This window comes from Chryseobacterium sp. JM1 (assembly GCF_000737715.1).
Taxonomy (GTDB): Bacteria; Bacteroidota; Bacteroidia; order Flavobacteriales; family Weeksellaceae; genus Chryseobacterium.
Genome location: NZ_JPRN01000002.1, coordinates 178,903 through 194,978, shown reverse-complemented (window position 1 = coordinate 194,978; position 16,076 = coordinate 178,903). Strand labels below are relative to the sequence as shown.

General features: G+C 41.0%; 9 protein-coding genes. All 9 read left to right on the top strand.

Going from position 1 to position 16,076, the window contains the following annotated elements; all coding sequences use genetic code 11:
- The first annotated feature begins 6 nt into the window (after nt 1–6).
- The 9 genes from IW22_RS03095 (at nt 7) to IW22_RS03055 (ending at nt 16,070) form a co-directional block, all read left to right on the top strand.
- Complete coding sequence (locus IW22_RS03095; RefSeq protein ID WP_034724072.1) at nt 7–1,632, top strand: SusD/RagB family nutrient-binding outer membrane lipoprotein; 1,626 nt, start codon at nt 7–9, stop codon at nt 1,630–1,632.
- Nucleotides 1,633–1,820: 188 nt separating this feature from the next.
- Complete coding sequence (locus tag IW22_RS03090; protein WP_034724070.1) at nt 1,821–3,107, top strand: MFS transporter; 1,287 nt, start codon at nt 1,821–1,823, stop codon at nt 3,105–3,107.
- A 39-nt stretch (nt 3,108–3,146) separates the two neighbouring features.
- The gene (locus IW22_RS03085; protein ID WP_034724069.1) at nt 3,147–4,118 is read left to right on the top strand and encodes a glycoside hydrolase family 130 protein; all 972 of its coding nucleotides are present in this window, start codon (nt 3,147–3,149) and stop codon (nt 4,116–4,118) included.
- 129 nt (nt 4,119–4,247) lie between these two features.
- Entirely contained in the window at nt 4,248–6,482 is a 2,235-nt protein-coding gene (locus IW22_RS03080; protein ID WP_034724689.1) for a GH92 family glycosyl hydrolase, read from the top strand.
- Between the two features lie 30 nt (nt 6,483–6,512).
- Nucleotides 6,513–7,940 (top strand): glycoside hydrolase family 125 protein, encoded by a 1,428-nt coding sequence (locus tag IW22_RS03075; protein ID WP_034724068.1) that lies wholly within the window; start codon nt 6,513–6,515, stop codon nt 7,938–7,940.
- Nucleotides 7,941–8,122: 182 nt separating this feature from the next.
- A complete protein-coding gene (locus IW22_RS23945; protein ID WP_117616556.1) occupies nt 8,123–10,270 on the top strand; it encodes an endo-beta-N-acetylglucosaminidase H in 2,148 nt (715 codons plus the stop codon).
- 57 nt (nt 10,271–10,327) lie between these two features.
- On the top strand, nt 10,328–12,739 hold the full coding sequence (locus IW22_RS23940; RefSeq protein WP_081873877.1) for an endo-beta-N-acetylglucosaminidase H: 2,412 nt from the start codon (nt 10,328–10,330) through the stop codon (nt 12,737–12,739).
- Between the two features lie 179 nt (nt 12,740–12,918).
- On the top strand, nt 12,919–13,782 hold the full coding sequence (locus IW22_RS03060) for an ROK family protein (protein WP_034724067.1): 864 nt from the start codon (nt 12,919–12,921) through the stop codon (nt 13,780–13,782).
- A 17-nt stretch (nt 13,783–13,799) separates the two neighbouring features.
- On the top strand, nt 13,800–16,070 hold the full coding sequence (locus IW22_RS03055; protein WP_034724066.1) for a GH92 family glycosyl hydrolase: 2,271 nt from the start codon (nt 13,800–13,802) through the stop codon (nt 16,068–16,070).
- Nucleotides 16,071–16,076: the final 6 nt, after the last annotated feature.

Genomic DNA, 16,076 nt, shown 5'->3' with positions numbered 1-16,076 from the left:
ACTGAAATGAAAATAATTAATTTTAAAACTTATATACTTGGAGTAGCCGTGCTTTTTTCTGCCTCCAGCTGTATCGGAGACTTTGAAGAGTTTAATCAGCAAAAAGTAGGAGGGCCGGAAAATTTTTATGCAGATTTTACAGCTATTACAGAACCTATGAAAGCCATACAAAGAGGTTTTCAGGCAGATTATCAGTTAGCCACCAACCTCAATGCAGATATGTATAGTGGAATGTTCAGTACAGCATCACAGTTTAATGGGGGGACCAATAATCTTACCTATTTAATGATGGATGGCTGGAACAACAGAATCATCGCAAGACAGCGGGATGTCTTTAATAATTCTATTGTCATTGATGGTGCAGCAAAATCATACTATGCCGGGATAGATTTCACAGCCACTTTTGCGATGAAAAAAGTATTGAAAATTCTTATGGCAGCAAGAGTTTCAGATCGTCACGGACCGGTGGTGTACAGCAAGTATGACACCCCTAATGCAAACGGCATTACAGATTTCGATTCTCAGCAGGACGCCTACAACAATTTCATTCATGATCTTACCGCTGCCATTGCTGATTTGCAAAAAGTACAAAATACTTCAGCGACGCAGAATGTAGAAGATAAAAGTGTTGTGAAAAAATCAGACTTGATTTATGGTGGAGATATAGCAAAATGGGCAAAATTGGCCAACTCTCTTAAACTGAGATTTGCGTTGCGTATGAGCTATGCTGATCCCGCAAAATCAAAACAATATGCTGAAGAAGCGCTGGCCTCATCCGCAGGATTGATATCTGATAATTCAGACAATGCATTGATAAGCGTTGGGCAGCACGAATTAAGTTTTATTATCTATTCGTGGGGTGACTGTTCTATAGGAGCACCCATCATGGCTTATATGAATGGCTTCAAGGACCCAAGACTTCCTGCGTATGCCAACCCGGCAACTGATAATGCGGTTAAAGGACAATACATAGGAATACGTCAAGGGATTAATTTAATAAATGGACAACCTACTTATGGCGGTTATTCTCAACCTGCAGCAAGAGCAGCCAGCGGAGATTATTTTTCCGGTGTAAACGGAAAGTTCAAATTGTTTACGGCTGCTGAAACCTGGTTTCTAAAAGCTGAAGCAGCCTTGAGAGGTTATTCGGGGGCAGGTGATATACAGGCCAATTATCAGGCGGGTGTCAGCCAGTCTTTTGGGGAATGGGGTAAAAGTTCCGATGTAGCTACTTACCTTGCGGATGGTGTTTCTACAGAAGCTCCTTATATTGATCCTAAAAATACAGATAATAATGTACTGGCCGGAGATCCACAATTAAGCACGATTACAATTGCATGGAAGAGTAGCGATTCTAACGAAAAGAAACTGGAAAGAATCATCACTCAAAAATGGCTGGCTCTTTATCCGGACGGTCCTGAAGCATGGGCTGAACAGAGAAGAACAGGTTATCCGGTTTTATTCAAAGTGAGAAAAAATGATAGTGGCGGATTAATCAATACAGATCAGATGATCAGAAGAGTTCCGTTCACCAATGATACCAAAAATTCAACTTTTAATTACGCACAGGCAGTTCAGCAATTAGGCGGTCCTGACAACGGAGGCACCAAACTGTGGTGGGATAAAAAGTAATAATTTTAAGCAGATCAAAAATAAAGATAGAGAGGCCATCTCAAAAGTTAGATTTAATTTGGTTTTTTTCATTCCGGGAGGAGAAATTTCTTAAAACGTTTGTTTCAGAATTCTTCAATTTTAGTTTCGTTTCAATCCGGAATGCCACTTTTGAGAGGTCCTCTTTTCTTTACTATTTTAATTTGAATATGGGAAATAATAAGTCTGAAATTCGCTCAGTAAAGCCGATCTTCTGGATCTCCACATTATATTTTGCAATGGGAATACCCTTTGTGACCATTAATGCGGTTTCCGGAATTATGTATAAGGATATGGGTGTTTCAGATTCCAAAATTACATTCTGGACGGCACTTATTATGTTTTCATGGACCTTAAAACCTCTCTGGAGCCCTTTTCTGGAGATCTATAAGACTAAAAAGTTCTTTGTTGTTGCCACTCAGTTTGCTATAGGAATTCTGTTTGCTTTGGTTGCATTAACGCTGCCTTTGCCGGATTTTTTTAAATACAGCATTGCCCTTTTTGCGGTGGTCGCATTTTGTGGTGCCACGCATGACATTGCTGCAGACGGAACCTACATCAATTTTTTAACGAACAAAGAACAGGCTAAATACATTGGCTGGCAGGGAGCTTTTTACAATCTTGCCAAAATCATAAGCAGCGGAGTTCTGGTTTATTTTGCCGGCGTTTTAGAAAAAACAAAAGGAGTTGTCAATGCCTGGATGATCATCATGGGTATTTATGGCTTTCTGTTTTTGGTGTTGGCTATTTACCATTATGCTGTTTTACCGAAAGAAAATAAACAGGAAAAAGAAACCAGAAAAGCAGGAAACATTCGTAAAGAGCTGCTGGAAGTGATCATCTCTTTCTTCAAAAAGAAAAACATCATGTGGGCCGTCCTCTTCATTATCCTCTACCGTTTTGCGGAAGGATTTGCGATCAAAATTGCCCCTTTATTTTTCAAAGCTCCTAGAACTTCAGGTGGGCTGGGATTGTCTACTTCAGAGATTGGACTTATTTATGGGACCTACGGTTCAGCGGCATTTATTTTAGGATCTGTACTGGCCGGTTATTTCATTGCTGCCAGAGGACTGAAAAGATCGCTGATATGGCTGTGTTCGGCCTTTAATATTCCATTTGTAGTCTATGCATTACTGGCCTATTTCCAGCCGACAGAACTGCTTCCGGTTGGAATTGCCGTCGTAGTGGAATATTTTGGTTACGGATTCGGTTTTGTAGGGCTGATGCTTTACATCATGCAGCAGATCGCGCCGGGTGAACATAAAACCGCTCATTATGCTTTTGCAACCGGGATTATGAATCTTGGGGTAATGATTCCCGGAATGTTCAGCGGAATGATCAGTGACTGGATAGGATACAAGATGTTTTTTATCTGGGTTCTGATTGCTACCATACCGGCTTTTGTCGTGACATTACTTGTTCCTTTCTCTTATCCTGATCAGCCGAAAGAACATTAAATCATTCATTAAACATACAAATAAAAGTAAAAATACTTTATGACATTTCAACCAGCAAAGATCCCTTGGCAGGATCGTCCGGAAGACAGCCGGGATATCATGTGGCGTTACTCTGCAAATCCGATTATCAACAGATATGCAATCCCTACGTCCAACAGCATTTTTAACAGTGCGGTGGTTCCTTTTGAAGATGGGTTCGCGGGAGTTTTCCGTTGCGATAATAAAGCCGTGCAGATGAATATTTTTGCAGGTTTCAGTAAGGATGGGATCAATTGGGAGATCAATCATGACCCTATTGATATGAAAGCCGGAAATACTGAAATGATAGAATCTGACTATAAATACGACCCCCGTGTTGCCTTTATAGAAGACCGCTACTGGATCACATGGTGTAACGGATATCATGGCCCAACGATCGGAATAGCCTATACTTTTGATTTTAAAGAATTCTTTCAGTGCGAAAATGCATTTCTTCCTTTCAACAGAAACGGAGTTCTTTTCCCTGAAAAAATAGACGGTAAATATGCTATGCTGAGCAGACCTAGTGATAACGGACATACGCCTTTCGGAGATATCTACATCAGCTACAGCCCGGATATGAAATACTGGGGCGAGCACCGTTGTGTGATGAAAGTAGCACCTTTTGAAGACAGTGCGTGGCAGTGTACAAAGATAGGAGCAGGACCTGTTCCTATTAAAACGGATGAAGGATGGCTGCTTTTCTATCATGGAGTAATCAATACCTGCAGAGGGTTCCGTTATTCTATGGGAGCATCGCTGCTAGACCTTGAAGATCCGTCGAAAGTACTGTACAGAACGAAACCTTATTTACTGGCTCCGGCAGAACTGTATGAACTTACAGGAGATATTCCCAATGTGGTGTTCCCATGTGCTGCCCTTTCGGAAGGAGATAAGGTAACCGTATATTATGGAGCAGCGGATACTGTTGTGGCCATTGCGTTTGGATATATTTCTGAAATTATTGATTTTATGAAAAAGAATTCGCTGTAAGCTGATTCAAAATATAAAGAATATGCCGGTCAACTTTATTTTCCTGCTCGTTGAAATCATTGTTTCGGTTTTTATATTGTTAAATAAACTCCTATCTTGAGAAATTTTTAAGATTTCCCTATTATGATTATGAAAAAAGAACTGCTTATATTTTTATCAATGATCCTGTTTTCTCATGTTGGAAATGCCCAGCAGCGGAAAGATGATGTCCTTTCATGGGTAGATCCTTTCATAGGAACAGGAGGGCACGGCCATACCTTTCCCGGAGCAACTACACCTTTTGGAATGATCCAGCTCAGCCCGGATCAGAATACCAAAAGTGGCGACTGGGACTGGTGTTCAGGGTATCATTACAGCAGTAAAACCATTATGGGATTCAGTCATAATCATCTTAGCGGAACAGGCTGGGCAGATCTTGGAGATATTTTAGTAATGCCAACCGTCGGGAAAATAAAGATGCTTCCGGGTTCGGAAGACCAACCGGAAAGTGGCTACCGTTCTACATTCAGCCACGAAAGAGAAATCGCTTCACCGGGATATTATTCCGTAATGTTGGACAGCTATGGAATTAAAGCCGAGCTGACCGCTTCTCCGAGAGTAGGTTTCCATAAATATACGTTCCCAAAAAGTGAGGAATCTAATGTCATCATTGATCCTACCAATAAAATCTTCGGGAATATTTACCATACACTGGTAAGCATAGAAGGAAATAATAAAATCAAAGGATACTGCTACAGCAACGGCTGGGGCGGAAAACGTTTTGCTTATTTCGTAATGGAATTTTCAAAACCGTTTAAATCCTATGGAACTTATGCTGAAGGAAAATTAAAAGAGAACGAAAAAATTGCTCTTGCCAAAGATGCCAAAGCTTTCGTGAGATTTTCAACTGAAGAGAATGAAAGCATTGAAGTAAAAGTTTCTCTATCTCCCGTAAGTACGGAAGGTGCTCAGGAAAACTTTGATGCAGAAGCTAAGAATGTAAATTTTGCACAGGCTAAAGAAAAAGCTCAGAATACCTGGAGAGATCTTATCAACAGATTCCAGGTGACGGGTGGTACGGATGACCAGAGAAAAATCTTCTATACCGGAGTGTATCATACATTCATTGCGCCTAATCTGTATATGGATACCAATGGAGATTATGTCGCCGCTCAGGAAAACATGAATACCAAATGGTTTACGAACTACAGTACATATTCCTACTGGGATGGTTTCAGAGCAACTCACCCTTTGCTGACCATTATGGATCAGAAACATACAAAAGAATTCGCCAACTCTCTGATCAGCAGATACACAGACCGTAAAGACCACATGCCGATCTGGGAATTGTGTGGATACGATAACTTCTGTATGCTCGGTTACCACAGTGTGTCGGTAATTTGGGACGCGATTTCCAAAGGGGTGCCGGGAATTGATGAGGAGAAAGCATTTGCCGCGATGAAAGATGCTTCTTTAACAGACAAAATGAGCAGCAGCGATGGCGGAGGAGGCCTTAATGATTATATTAAATTAGGCTACACCCCATCAGAAAACGGAGCTTCAGTTTCTGCAACGCTGGAATATGCGTACGACGACTGGTGCATTCAGCAGCTTGCTGAAAAATTAGGTAAAAAAGACGAAGCGGAAGTGTATAAGAAACGTTCTATGAGCTTCCTTAACACCTTCAACAAAGAAAATAAACATTTCTGGCCAAGACAGAAAAACGGAGAATTCCTTCCTGATTTTACGCTCAACGACTGGAAAAAACTTCAGCCGCACTGGGTATCCGGAAATATTTGGGCTTACGATTTCTTCGTTCCTCATCAGATCGATGAAATGATGAATTTATACGGAGGAAAAAAAGGATTTGAAGAAAAACTGGATAAAACCTTTACCGAAGAACTTAAAATGATCGGTGAGCAGCATGTAGATATTTCAGGATTCATCGGTTCTCTGGGATTCGGTGACGAACCGGGACATCATGTTCCTTACCTGTACAACTACGCAGGAGCTCCTTACAAAACTCAGAAAATGATCAAATTCATCCGCGATAATATGTACGCAGCAAAACCGGACGGTATTGTCAATAATGAAGACTGCGGTCAGATGTCTGCATGGTATATTTTCTCTTCATTAGGATTCTATCCGGTGACTCCCGGAAAACCTGTATACGCCATTGGTGCACCACAATTTCCGAAAGTAGCCTTAAAACTGGAGAATGGAAAAACCTTCACAGTCATTGCAGAGAAGATCTCGGATAAAAATATTTATGTTCAGAAAATGTTCCTGAACGGAAAAGAATTCAAAAGCTGGGAAATCAATCACAGCGATATTATGAATGGGGGCGAACTGAAATTTGTGATGGGAAGCAAGCCTGTAAAATAGATCAAAAAAATAACGAAATATAAAAGTATAATGGAAAGGAGAAAATTTATAAAGACAAGTGCACTGGCAGGAGCAGGATTGATGTTTACTCAAAATGTTTTCGCAAAAACGTTGAGCGTAGAAAATTTCCCTGTAGTCCGCGTTCCGAAAGATAAAAGACATTTTACAAGTGAAGCGGTAGAAAGTGCAATTGAGGCTTTTAAAAAGAAAGTGAAGAATAAAGAGCTGTCGTGGCTTTTTGAAAACTGCTTTCCCAATACTTTAGATACCACCGTTTTTTATAAAGAAATTAATGGAACTCCGGACACTTATGTGATTACGGGAGATATTGATGCTATGTGGCTTCGGGACAGTTCTGCACAGGTTTTCCCATACCTGCAGTTCTCAAAGAAGGATGAAAAACTTCACAAACTCATCTCCGGAGTGATTCACAAACAAACCGAATTTATCCTGAAAGATCCTTATGCGAATGCTTTTTATAACGATAACAATAAAATAAGCAAGTGGAAAGAATACGATCATACGGATATGAAACCCGGAACCCACGAAAGAAAATGGGAGATCGATTCACTGTGCTATCCGATTCGTCTGGCTTACCACTTCTGGAAAACTACCGGAGATACGACACCTTTTGATAACAATTGGCTGCAGGGAATTAAACTGACCTTACAGACTTTCATAGAACAGCAGAGAAAAACCGGTTTAGGCCCTTATCAGTTCGAGCGTACGACAGCCTGGGCTACAGACGGAATTCCGATGGGAGGTTACGGTTATCCGACAAAACCTGTAGGACTGATCAATTCTATGTTCCGTCCGAGTGATGATGCTACGATCTATGCTTTCCTTATTCCTTCCAATTTATTTGCAGTTGTGAGTTTACGTCAGGCAGCAGAAATGGTTTCGCAGATCAAAAATGACAAAGCGCTGGCTCAGCAGCTGAACAGTCTGGCTGATGAGGTAGACGCCGCTATTAAGAAATACGGAATCTACAATCACCCTCAGTATGGAAAGATTTATGCTTTCGAAACCAATGGATTCGGGAGTTATAATCTAATGGATGATGCCAACTGTCCAAGCCTTTTAGGCCTTCCTTATCTGGGTGCGGTAAAAGCTGATGATCCGGTTTATATAAATACCAGAAATTACGTTTGGTCAGAAGACAATCCTTTCTTTTTCAAAGGAAAACTGGCAGAAGGAATCGGTGGACCACACATCGGTCTTGATATGATCTGGCCAATGAGCATCATTATGAAAGCCCTTACTACGAAAGACAGAAAGGAAATCAAATGGTGTATAGATACTTTACAGAAAACCCATGGAGGAACAGGCTTTATGCATGAGTCCTTCCATAAAGACAATGATAAAAAGTTCACCAGAGAATGGTTTGCATGGGCCAATACATTATTCGGAGAACTGTTATGGAAAACCTTTAACGAGAATCAAGATTTACTGACTTAGACTCGATATTTGCAGAAGGCGGCAGCATGCCCTTTATTCCCGTTTTTTTAGTTGCAGTGTTTTACAAAGAATTCATTGAGGGAAAACCTTATGAAATTCTCAGGCATTAACTGATCATTTTTCTTCTTTTTGGAAGAGAATGAATAGATATAAATACATCAAAATAACTTAAAAAAAACATTATGAAAAAAGCCATTACTACTTTGATCCTCATGATCATCCATGCAATGCCTGTGCTTCATGCACAGCAGCTTAATCCTACGGGAATATGCTATGTGGAGGTGAATAACAATAATATCCTGAATGCCGGAGCCTATAAGCTGCAGACTTCAGGGAATTATCTGTTTAATGTCGTCAATATTTTTGCTGCCAATATTAATTATGATGCTGCCCGCGGAAGAGCCTACCTGAGCAATAATAACAATGTAACCAAAGTGCTCACCAATGCCAGTACGTATATAAAACCGCTTCAGGATAAAGGGATGAAAGTGGTTTTAACGATTCTAGGAAATCATCAGGGAGCAGGGTTCTGTAATTTTCCAACCCGTGAAGCAGCGCGTGATTTTGCACAGCAGCTTGCCCATACGGTAAACACTTATGGTCTGGATGGAATCGATTTTGATGATGAATACTCAGATTACGGACAAAACGGAACAGGCCAGCCCAATGACAGCTCTTTTGTGATGCTGGTTCAGGAATTGAGAGCATTGCTTCCGGATAAAATCATTTCATTCTATTATTATGGTCCCGCAGCCTCAAAACTTTCCTGGAACGGATTAAGAGTGGGAGATTTTATCAATTACAGCTGGAATGCCTCATATGGAACTTTTTCTGCGCCTAATGTTCCCCCTCTTACGAAAGCACAGATTTCTCCTGCAGCCGTATGGATGGGAAATACTTCCAATTCTACAACAACAAGCTTAGCCAGCCAAACCAAAACCGGTGGATACGGACTTTTCCTTTGGTATGACCTTCACGGAACCAATGAAACAGCACAGCTTTCCGCAGGAACACAAACTTTATACGGACAGCAGACGGTTTTAAGCACTCCTTTGCAGTCATGGACGGCTGGAGCCAATTGTGATGCCCCAATCGGATTATTCACCAGCAACCTTACCGGAACAGGTGCAAAACTGAACTGGTCAGCAGTAGGAACCAATACCTATGATGTAGATTATAAATTAGCTACAGCTACGACATGGACAAACGCGGCAACGGCGATTTCTGCTACTTCTGTCACCATATCCGGATTGACAGCCAATTCAGAGTATGACTGGAGAATCAGAACGAACTGCAGCGTGAAAAGTACCTATATTTTCGCTCCGAGATTCAAAAGTGTAGGTGGGACAATTCCGTCAGGATCAACTTCACTTTTATTGGATGGTACCAGTGAATCCGGCTCAGCAGGAAGTATGAATTTAAACGGTTCAGCATTATCTTTTGAAGGCTGGATCAAACCGTCGTCTTTTAAATCAGCTGCTCCTTACATTTCTTCTGTAATGGGAACAGAGGTAAGCGACAGTAATTCAGCATTTTTAAGACTTGGAGATGCCAGTCTTGCCAACAACAAGCTTCAGTTTGTGGTAAGTATCAATAATGTTCAGCAAAAACTGGCGTCAGTTACAGCATTAAATGCCAACACCTGGTATCACGTTGCTGCAACGTATGACGGTTCTGCTATGAAGATTTATATCAATGGCGTTCTTGACGCTACCAAATCCCAAACCGGAAATATTGCTTCCAATGGAGCTTTCAATGTGGGATATTTATACAATACATCCAGGAATTTCAATGGTAAAGTAGATGAGGTCAGAGTTTGGAAAAGAGCATTAACTCAGACGGAGATCAGTCAGAATATGTGTAATGTAACGCTTCCGGCTTCCTCTCTTGCTGCGTATTGGAAATTTAATGAAGGGAGCGGTTCATCAGTTCAGGATACTTCGGGAAACGGATTGGCATTAACGCTGACAGGTGTGGATGCCTCTAACTGGGCAACAGATATTCCATGTCAGGCAGGAAGTCAGAAGGCTTCGGTAAATGCTAAAAATCAGAAAACAACAAGTTCAGAACTAACATCAGCTAAAAAACAGATCAGATTATACCCAAATCCTGTGAGTGCATCGTCACCGCTTACAGTTTCTGTTCCTGAAGAATACAATAGAGGAAAATTATCGGTTTATAATTTTAATGGAGGTGTTGTGGAAACTAAAATACTACAAGCCGGAGATCACGCGTATGATTTGTCGAAGCTTTCGATGGGGAATTATATCATTCAGTTCGAATCTCAGGATAGTAGCTTGAAACAGACAGAAAAATTAATTATAAAATAAAAAACAGTCATTGGGCTTCGGCCCGATGATTTTATCAGCCATTAAAACTTATAGACTATGAAAAAAAAATCCATTCTTACCGCCCTGATCGCCCTGGTCATTCAAGCGGCATCCGGACTTCATGCACAGCAGCTCAATCCTTTGGGTGTATGCTATGTGGAAGTGAATAACAGCAATATGCTGAATGCAGGATCTTATACGTTACAGAACACGAACAGACAACTTTTTGACGTTGCCATTATTTTTGCAGCCAACATCAACTATGACGTTTCGAAAAGCAGAGCTTATATTTCCAATAATAACAATGTAACCAAAGTATTGAATGACGTCAATACTTACGTAAGACCTCTACAGCAAAAAGGAATTAAAGTGTTATTGGATATCTTAGGAAACCATCAGGGAGCGGGTATTTCCAATTTCCCGAATCGTGAAGCGGCCCGTGATTTTGCACAACAGATTGCTCACACGGTCTACACTTACGGTTTAGATGGGGTAGATCTGGATGATGAATATGCAGGCTATGGAAATAACGGAACAGGACAACCGAACAACAGTTCTTTTGTGATGCTTCTGCAGGAACTTAAATTAGCGATGCCTGATAAGCTGATCACTTTTTATTATATTGGCCCGGCGATATCAAGACAGAGTTACAATGGCGATGCAGCCGGAAATTATATCAATTATGCCTGGAATCCGTATTACGGGACGTATAGCGCTCCTTCAGTACCGCCACTTACCAATTCCAAACTTTCCGCTGCGGCTACATGGATTCAGAACAGTAATCCTCAGTCAACGTCTCCTGCAACACTTACGACGCTTGCTACCAATACCATAAATGATGGGTACGGAGTATTTATGTGGTATGATCTTAATGCAGCCAACAATGCCAGCTACCTGAGTACCGGATCTAATATTCTGTACGGCGAAAATACTTTGCTTAGCGGTCAGTTGTATTCCTGGACTCAAGGTGATGCCTGCGATCCGCCTTTAGGACTTGAAGTAACGAATACCACAGGAACTTCAGCGAAATTAAACTGGACGGGTAATGCTTCCCAGACTTACAATATTGATTACAAACCAGCCAGTTCAACCACTTGGGTAAATGTGGCGACCAATTTGTCCGGGAACAATACCATCATCAACAACCTTACTCTGAATACTGACTATGACTGGAGAATACAGTCGAACTGTTCGGCAACTATAAAAAGTACTTATTTGTTTGCTCCCCGTTTTAATTCAGGAAGCACATGCGGAACGCCTTCAGGCATGAAGTCCGAAAGCTACCTTGGAACTACGACTAAATTATCCTGGGATGCCGTAGGAACTGCTACTTCTTACAATTTACAGTATAAAACATCTGCAGCCACGACCTGGACTGATGTTCCTAATGTTGCTACTAATTCTTACACACTGCCGGCTTTAACGGAAAATACAAGCTACGTATGGAAAGTACAGGCTGTATGTGGAGGAACAACGACCAGCACATATTCCGGAGAATCTACATTTAACAGTGGATTTGCTCCTGTACAGAGTCCTGGTGCCAGATCACTTTCGTTCAATGGAAGTACAAATTATCTGAATGCAGGACAGTTTAACCTTAGCGGGAATGCTGTGACCTTCGAAGGATGGGTGAAAGTAAATGCATTCAAACCCAATTTTCCGTATATCTCATCCGTAATGGGTATTGAAGTAGGGGACAGTAATTCTGCAATGCTGAGGTTTGGAGATGGAAATTTGGCTAGTAATAAATTGCAGTTCATATTAAGCTTTGGAACTTCTCAGATAAAGCTGAATTCTGTAAGCACATTTAACACCAATACATGGTATCATATCGCGGCGACTTATGATGGTTCGGCAATGAAAATTTATATCAATGGTGTTCTGGATGCGAGTGTTGCTGCAACAGGTAATTTCACGGCAAACGGTATTCTTTATCTGGCCAGAAATTATGAGAACGGAAGAACCCTTAACGGATTCTTAGACGAATTCAGAGTGTGGAAAAGAGCATTAACCCCAGCGGAACTTCTTGCCAACAACTGCAGTGTTCCGGCCAACTCACCGAATCTTGAAGCGAACTGGAGAATGAATGAAGGCAGCGGAAACGGAGCTTTGGATGCTACAGCAAACACGCACTTTGCAACGCTGACCAATATGACCAATACCAACTGGAGAACAGATGTAGCGTGTACTGCGCTGTCAACACAGGATATTTCTTCGGAAAAAAATCAGGTGGGTTATGTGTATCCAAACCCGGTTAAAAAAGGAAATGACATTCATTTTACCATCAAAGACAAATCTGCCAGTGAAATCACGTTATATGATATGGCAGGAAAATTAATAGTCAGCAAAAAAATAGACAAAAATGATATGGTGATCAGCAGTCAGAATTTATCTGCGGGAACTTATATCTATACCGTACAGTCAAAAAACGGCAAGACACCATCTTCCGGAAAAGTGATTGTAGAATAAAAAAGTAATCCTCATTAGGCGTATAAAAAGTAAAAATAAATTAGGGGATTTTATGATGGGCAGACAGGGAGCCAACCGGCTTTCTTGTCTGTCTGTTTTAATAGAAAAAATTATAGTTTAGATCTTAGAAAGGTCATCTGATGTCTGAAATCTAACATCTAAAAAAATATCATAGAATAATGCAAAATATAGTAGGAATAGACATTGGCGGTTCGCATATTACCATGGCGCAGGTGGATCCGGAAAAGCGTGAAATCATCAGTTCTACATATGTGAGAGAACATGTGTATTCTTTTGGGGCGAAGGAAACTATTTTTTCTGCCTGGATCTCAGCCATTGAAAAAGTAACCCATGATTTGGTTAAAAGTGAGCTTCTCATCGGTATAGCGATGCCCGGTCCTTTTGATTATGAAAACGGGATCTCGCTGATGCAGCAGGGGAAATTTATCGATATGTATCAGGTCAATATTAAACAGGAACTGATTGAAAGGCTTGCTATTTCATCCGATCAGATTTATTTTGTGAATGATGCCGGAGCTTTTCTTGAAGGAGAGGTTTTCGGAGGCTGCGTACGGGATTACAGTAAGGTTTTTGGAGTTACTCTGGGAACAGGCTTGGGAACAGCTTTTTATGATGGAGAAGTAGCCTCAGATGAAGATTTGTGGGATTCACCTTTCAAAGATTCTATCTGTGAAGATTATCTTGCCACACGTTGGTTCGTGAATCATTATAAAGCTTTAACCGGCGGGGAAATATCAGGAACGAAAGACCTTTTGGATCAGCCGGAAGACATCCAGAAGAAAATCTTTGATGACTATGCAGATTCTTTTGCAGACTTCATTATACAGTATGTCAGAAACTACAATCCTGAAGTTCTGGTCATAGGCGGGAATATTGCAAAAGTCTATCCTTATTTTAAGAAGAGGTTAAATCAGCATCTGGAAGCGCATAAAATCAAGCTTCCTATTAAAATTTCCGCTATTTTTGAAGATGCGGCCATTCTGGGTGCTGCAGGTTATGCTTTGAAGAAAAGCAACAGATAAATTAACAAAACGATATCATGAAGTCTTTATTTTCAACTTTTTTTATTGTACTCAATATCTTTGCGCTGGGCCAGGGAATATCGCCTGCGGATTATGTCAACCCTTTAATGGGAACCCAATCCAAGCCATCGCTGTCCAACGGGAATACCTATCCCGCCATAGGACTTCCATGGGGAATGAACCTATGGACGCCTCAGACCGGAAAAATGGGTGACGGATGGGCATATACCTACGATGCAGACAGGATCAAAGGATTTAAGCAGACCCACCAGCCATCTCCATGGATGAATGATTATGGTGCTTTCGCCATCATGCCGGGAGTCGGTAAACTAAAATTTAAGGAGGAAGAACGGGCAAGCTGGTTCAGCCATAAAGCCGAGAATGCAAAACCTTACAGTTACAGTGTTTATCTGGCTGATATCAATGTAACGACAGAGCTTACCCCAACGGAAAGAGCTGCTTTCTTTAAATTTGACTTCCCCAAAACAGACAGCGCATATGTAGTGATTGATGCTTTAAACAAAGGATCCTATATTAAAATTCTTCCTAAAGAACGAAAAATTCTGGGCTACACCACAAAGTACTCCAGAGGAAAATATAATAATTTCAAGAACTATTTTGTCATCCAGTTTGATAAAGATTTTGATTTAACGACGACCTGGAAAGACAGCGTTTTTGTGAAAAACCAGTTGGAAATTACAAGCGATCACGCCGGAGCAATTGTTGGATTTAAACTAAAAAATAAAGAAAGCGTTTATGCAAGAACAGCTTCTTCGTTCATCAGCTTCGAGCAGGCAGAACTCAATCTGAAAAGAGAAATCGCAGGCAGAAATTTTGAACAGGTAAAAGCAGATGCTAAAAATATCTGGAATAAAACCTTAGGCAGAATAGAGGTGAAAGGCGGAACAGATCAGCAGATGAGAACATTTTATTCCTCTCTGTACAGAACATTGTTTTTCCCTCAGAAATTATACGAAATAGATGCAGACAACAAAGTAAAACACTGGAGCCCTTACAACGGAAAAATTCTCGATGGAAAAATGTTTGCAGGAACAGGTTTTTGGGATACTTTCAGAGCTTTGTATCCTTTCCTGAATCTGGTCTATCCAAGCATCAATGTAGAAATGCAGGAAGGATTGGCCAATACATTCAAGGAAGGAGGATTTCTTCCGGAGTGGAGCAGTCCGGGATATTCTGACATTATGATCGGAAATAATTCAGCTTCGGTAGTAGCAGATGCCTACATCAAAGGACTTCGCGGATATGATGTGGAAACCCTTTGGCAGGCTGTAAAACATGGAGCCAATAACGAAGGTCCGATTGACGCTGTCGGCCGTAGAGGAGTAGAATATTATAATACTTTAGGCTACGTTCCTTACGATGTAAAGATCAATGAAAATGCTGCCAGAACGCTGGAATATGCGTATGATGATTTCGCCATTTATCAGTTAGGAAAAGCATTGGGAAAACCCGCATCGGAAATTGATATTTATAAAAAAAGAGCAGACAACTATAAAAACGTATTTGATCCGGAAACCGGATTGATGCGTGGGAAAAACAAAGACGGAAAATTCCAGTCGCCATTCAATCCGTTTAAATGGGGCGATGCCTTTACAGAAGGAAACAGCTGGCATTATACCTGGTCGGTTTTCCAGGATATTGACGGTTTATCTAAATTAATGGGTGGCAAAAAGAAATTCGAAGCCAAACTGGATGAGGTATTCTCCCTTCCACCGGTTTTTGATGACAGTTATTATGGAAGTGTTATCCACGAAATCCGCGAAATGCAGATCATGAATATGGGGCAATATGCCCACGGAAACCAACCGATTCAGCATATGATTTATTTATACAACTATGCCGGAGCACCGTACAAAACGCAGTATTGGACAAGACAGGTGATGGATAAGCTTTATTATGCAACACCGGACGGGTATTGCGGCGATGAAGATAACGGCCAGACTTCCGCATGGTATGTATTTTCAGCCTTAGGATTTTATCCGGTAACACCAGCCACAGATCAGTATGTTTTGGGAGCGCCGCTTTTCAAAGAAGCAGTGATTCATCTGGAAAATGGTAAAAAAATTGAAATAAAAGCACCGACCAACAGTGCTGAAAATCTATATGTTAAATCGTTAAACGTAAATCTTCGGTCTTATTCAAAAAACTGGCTCAGTCACAAAGAACTGATGAATGGAGCCGTACTGGAATTCCAGATGGACAGCAAGCCAAACAAGGAAAGAGGCTCGCAGGAAAAGGATTTTCCATACTCCATGTCGAAGGAATAATGATCA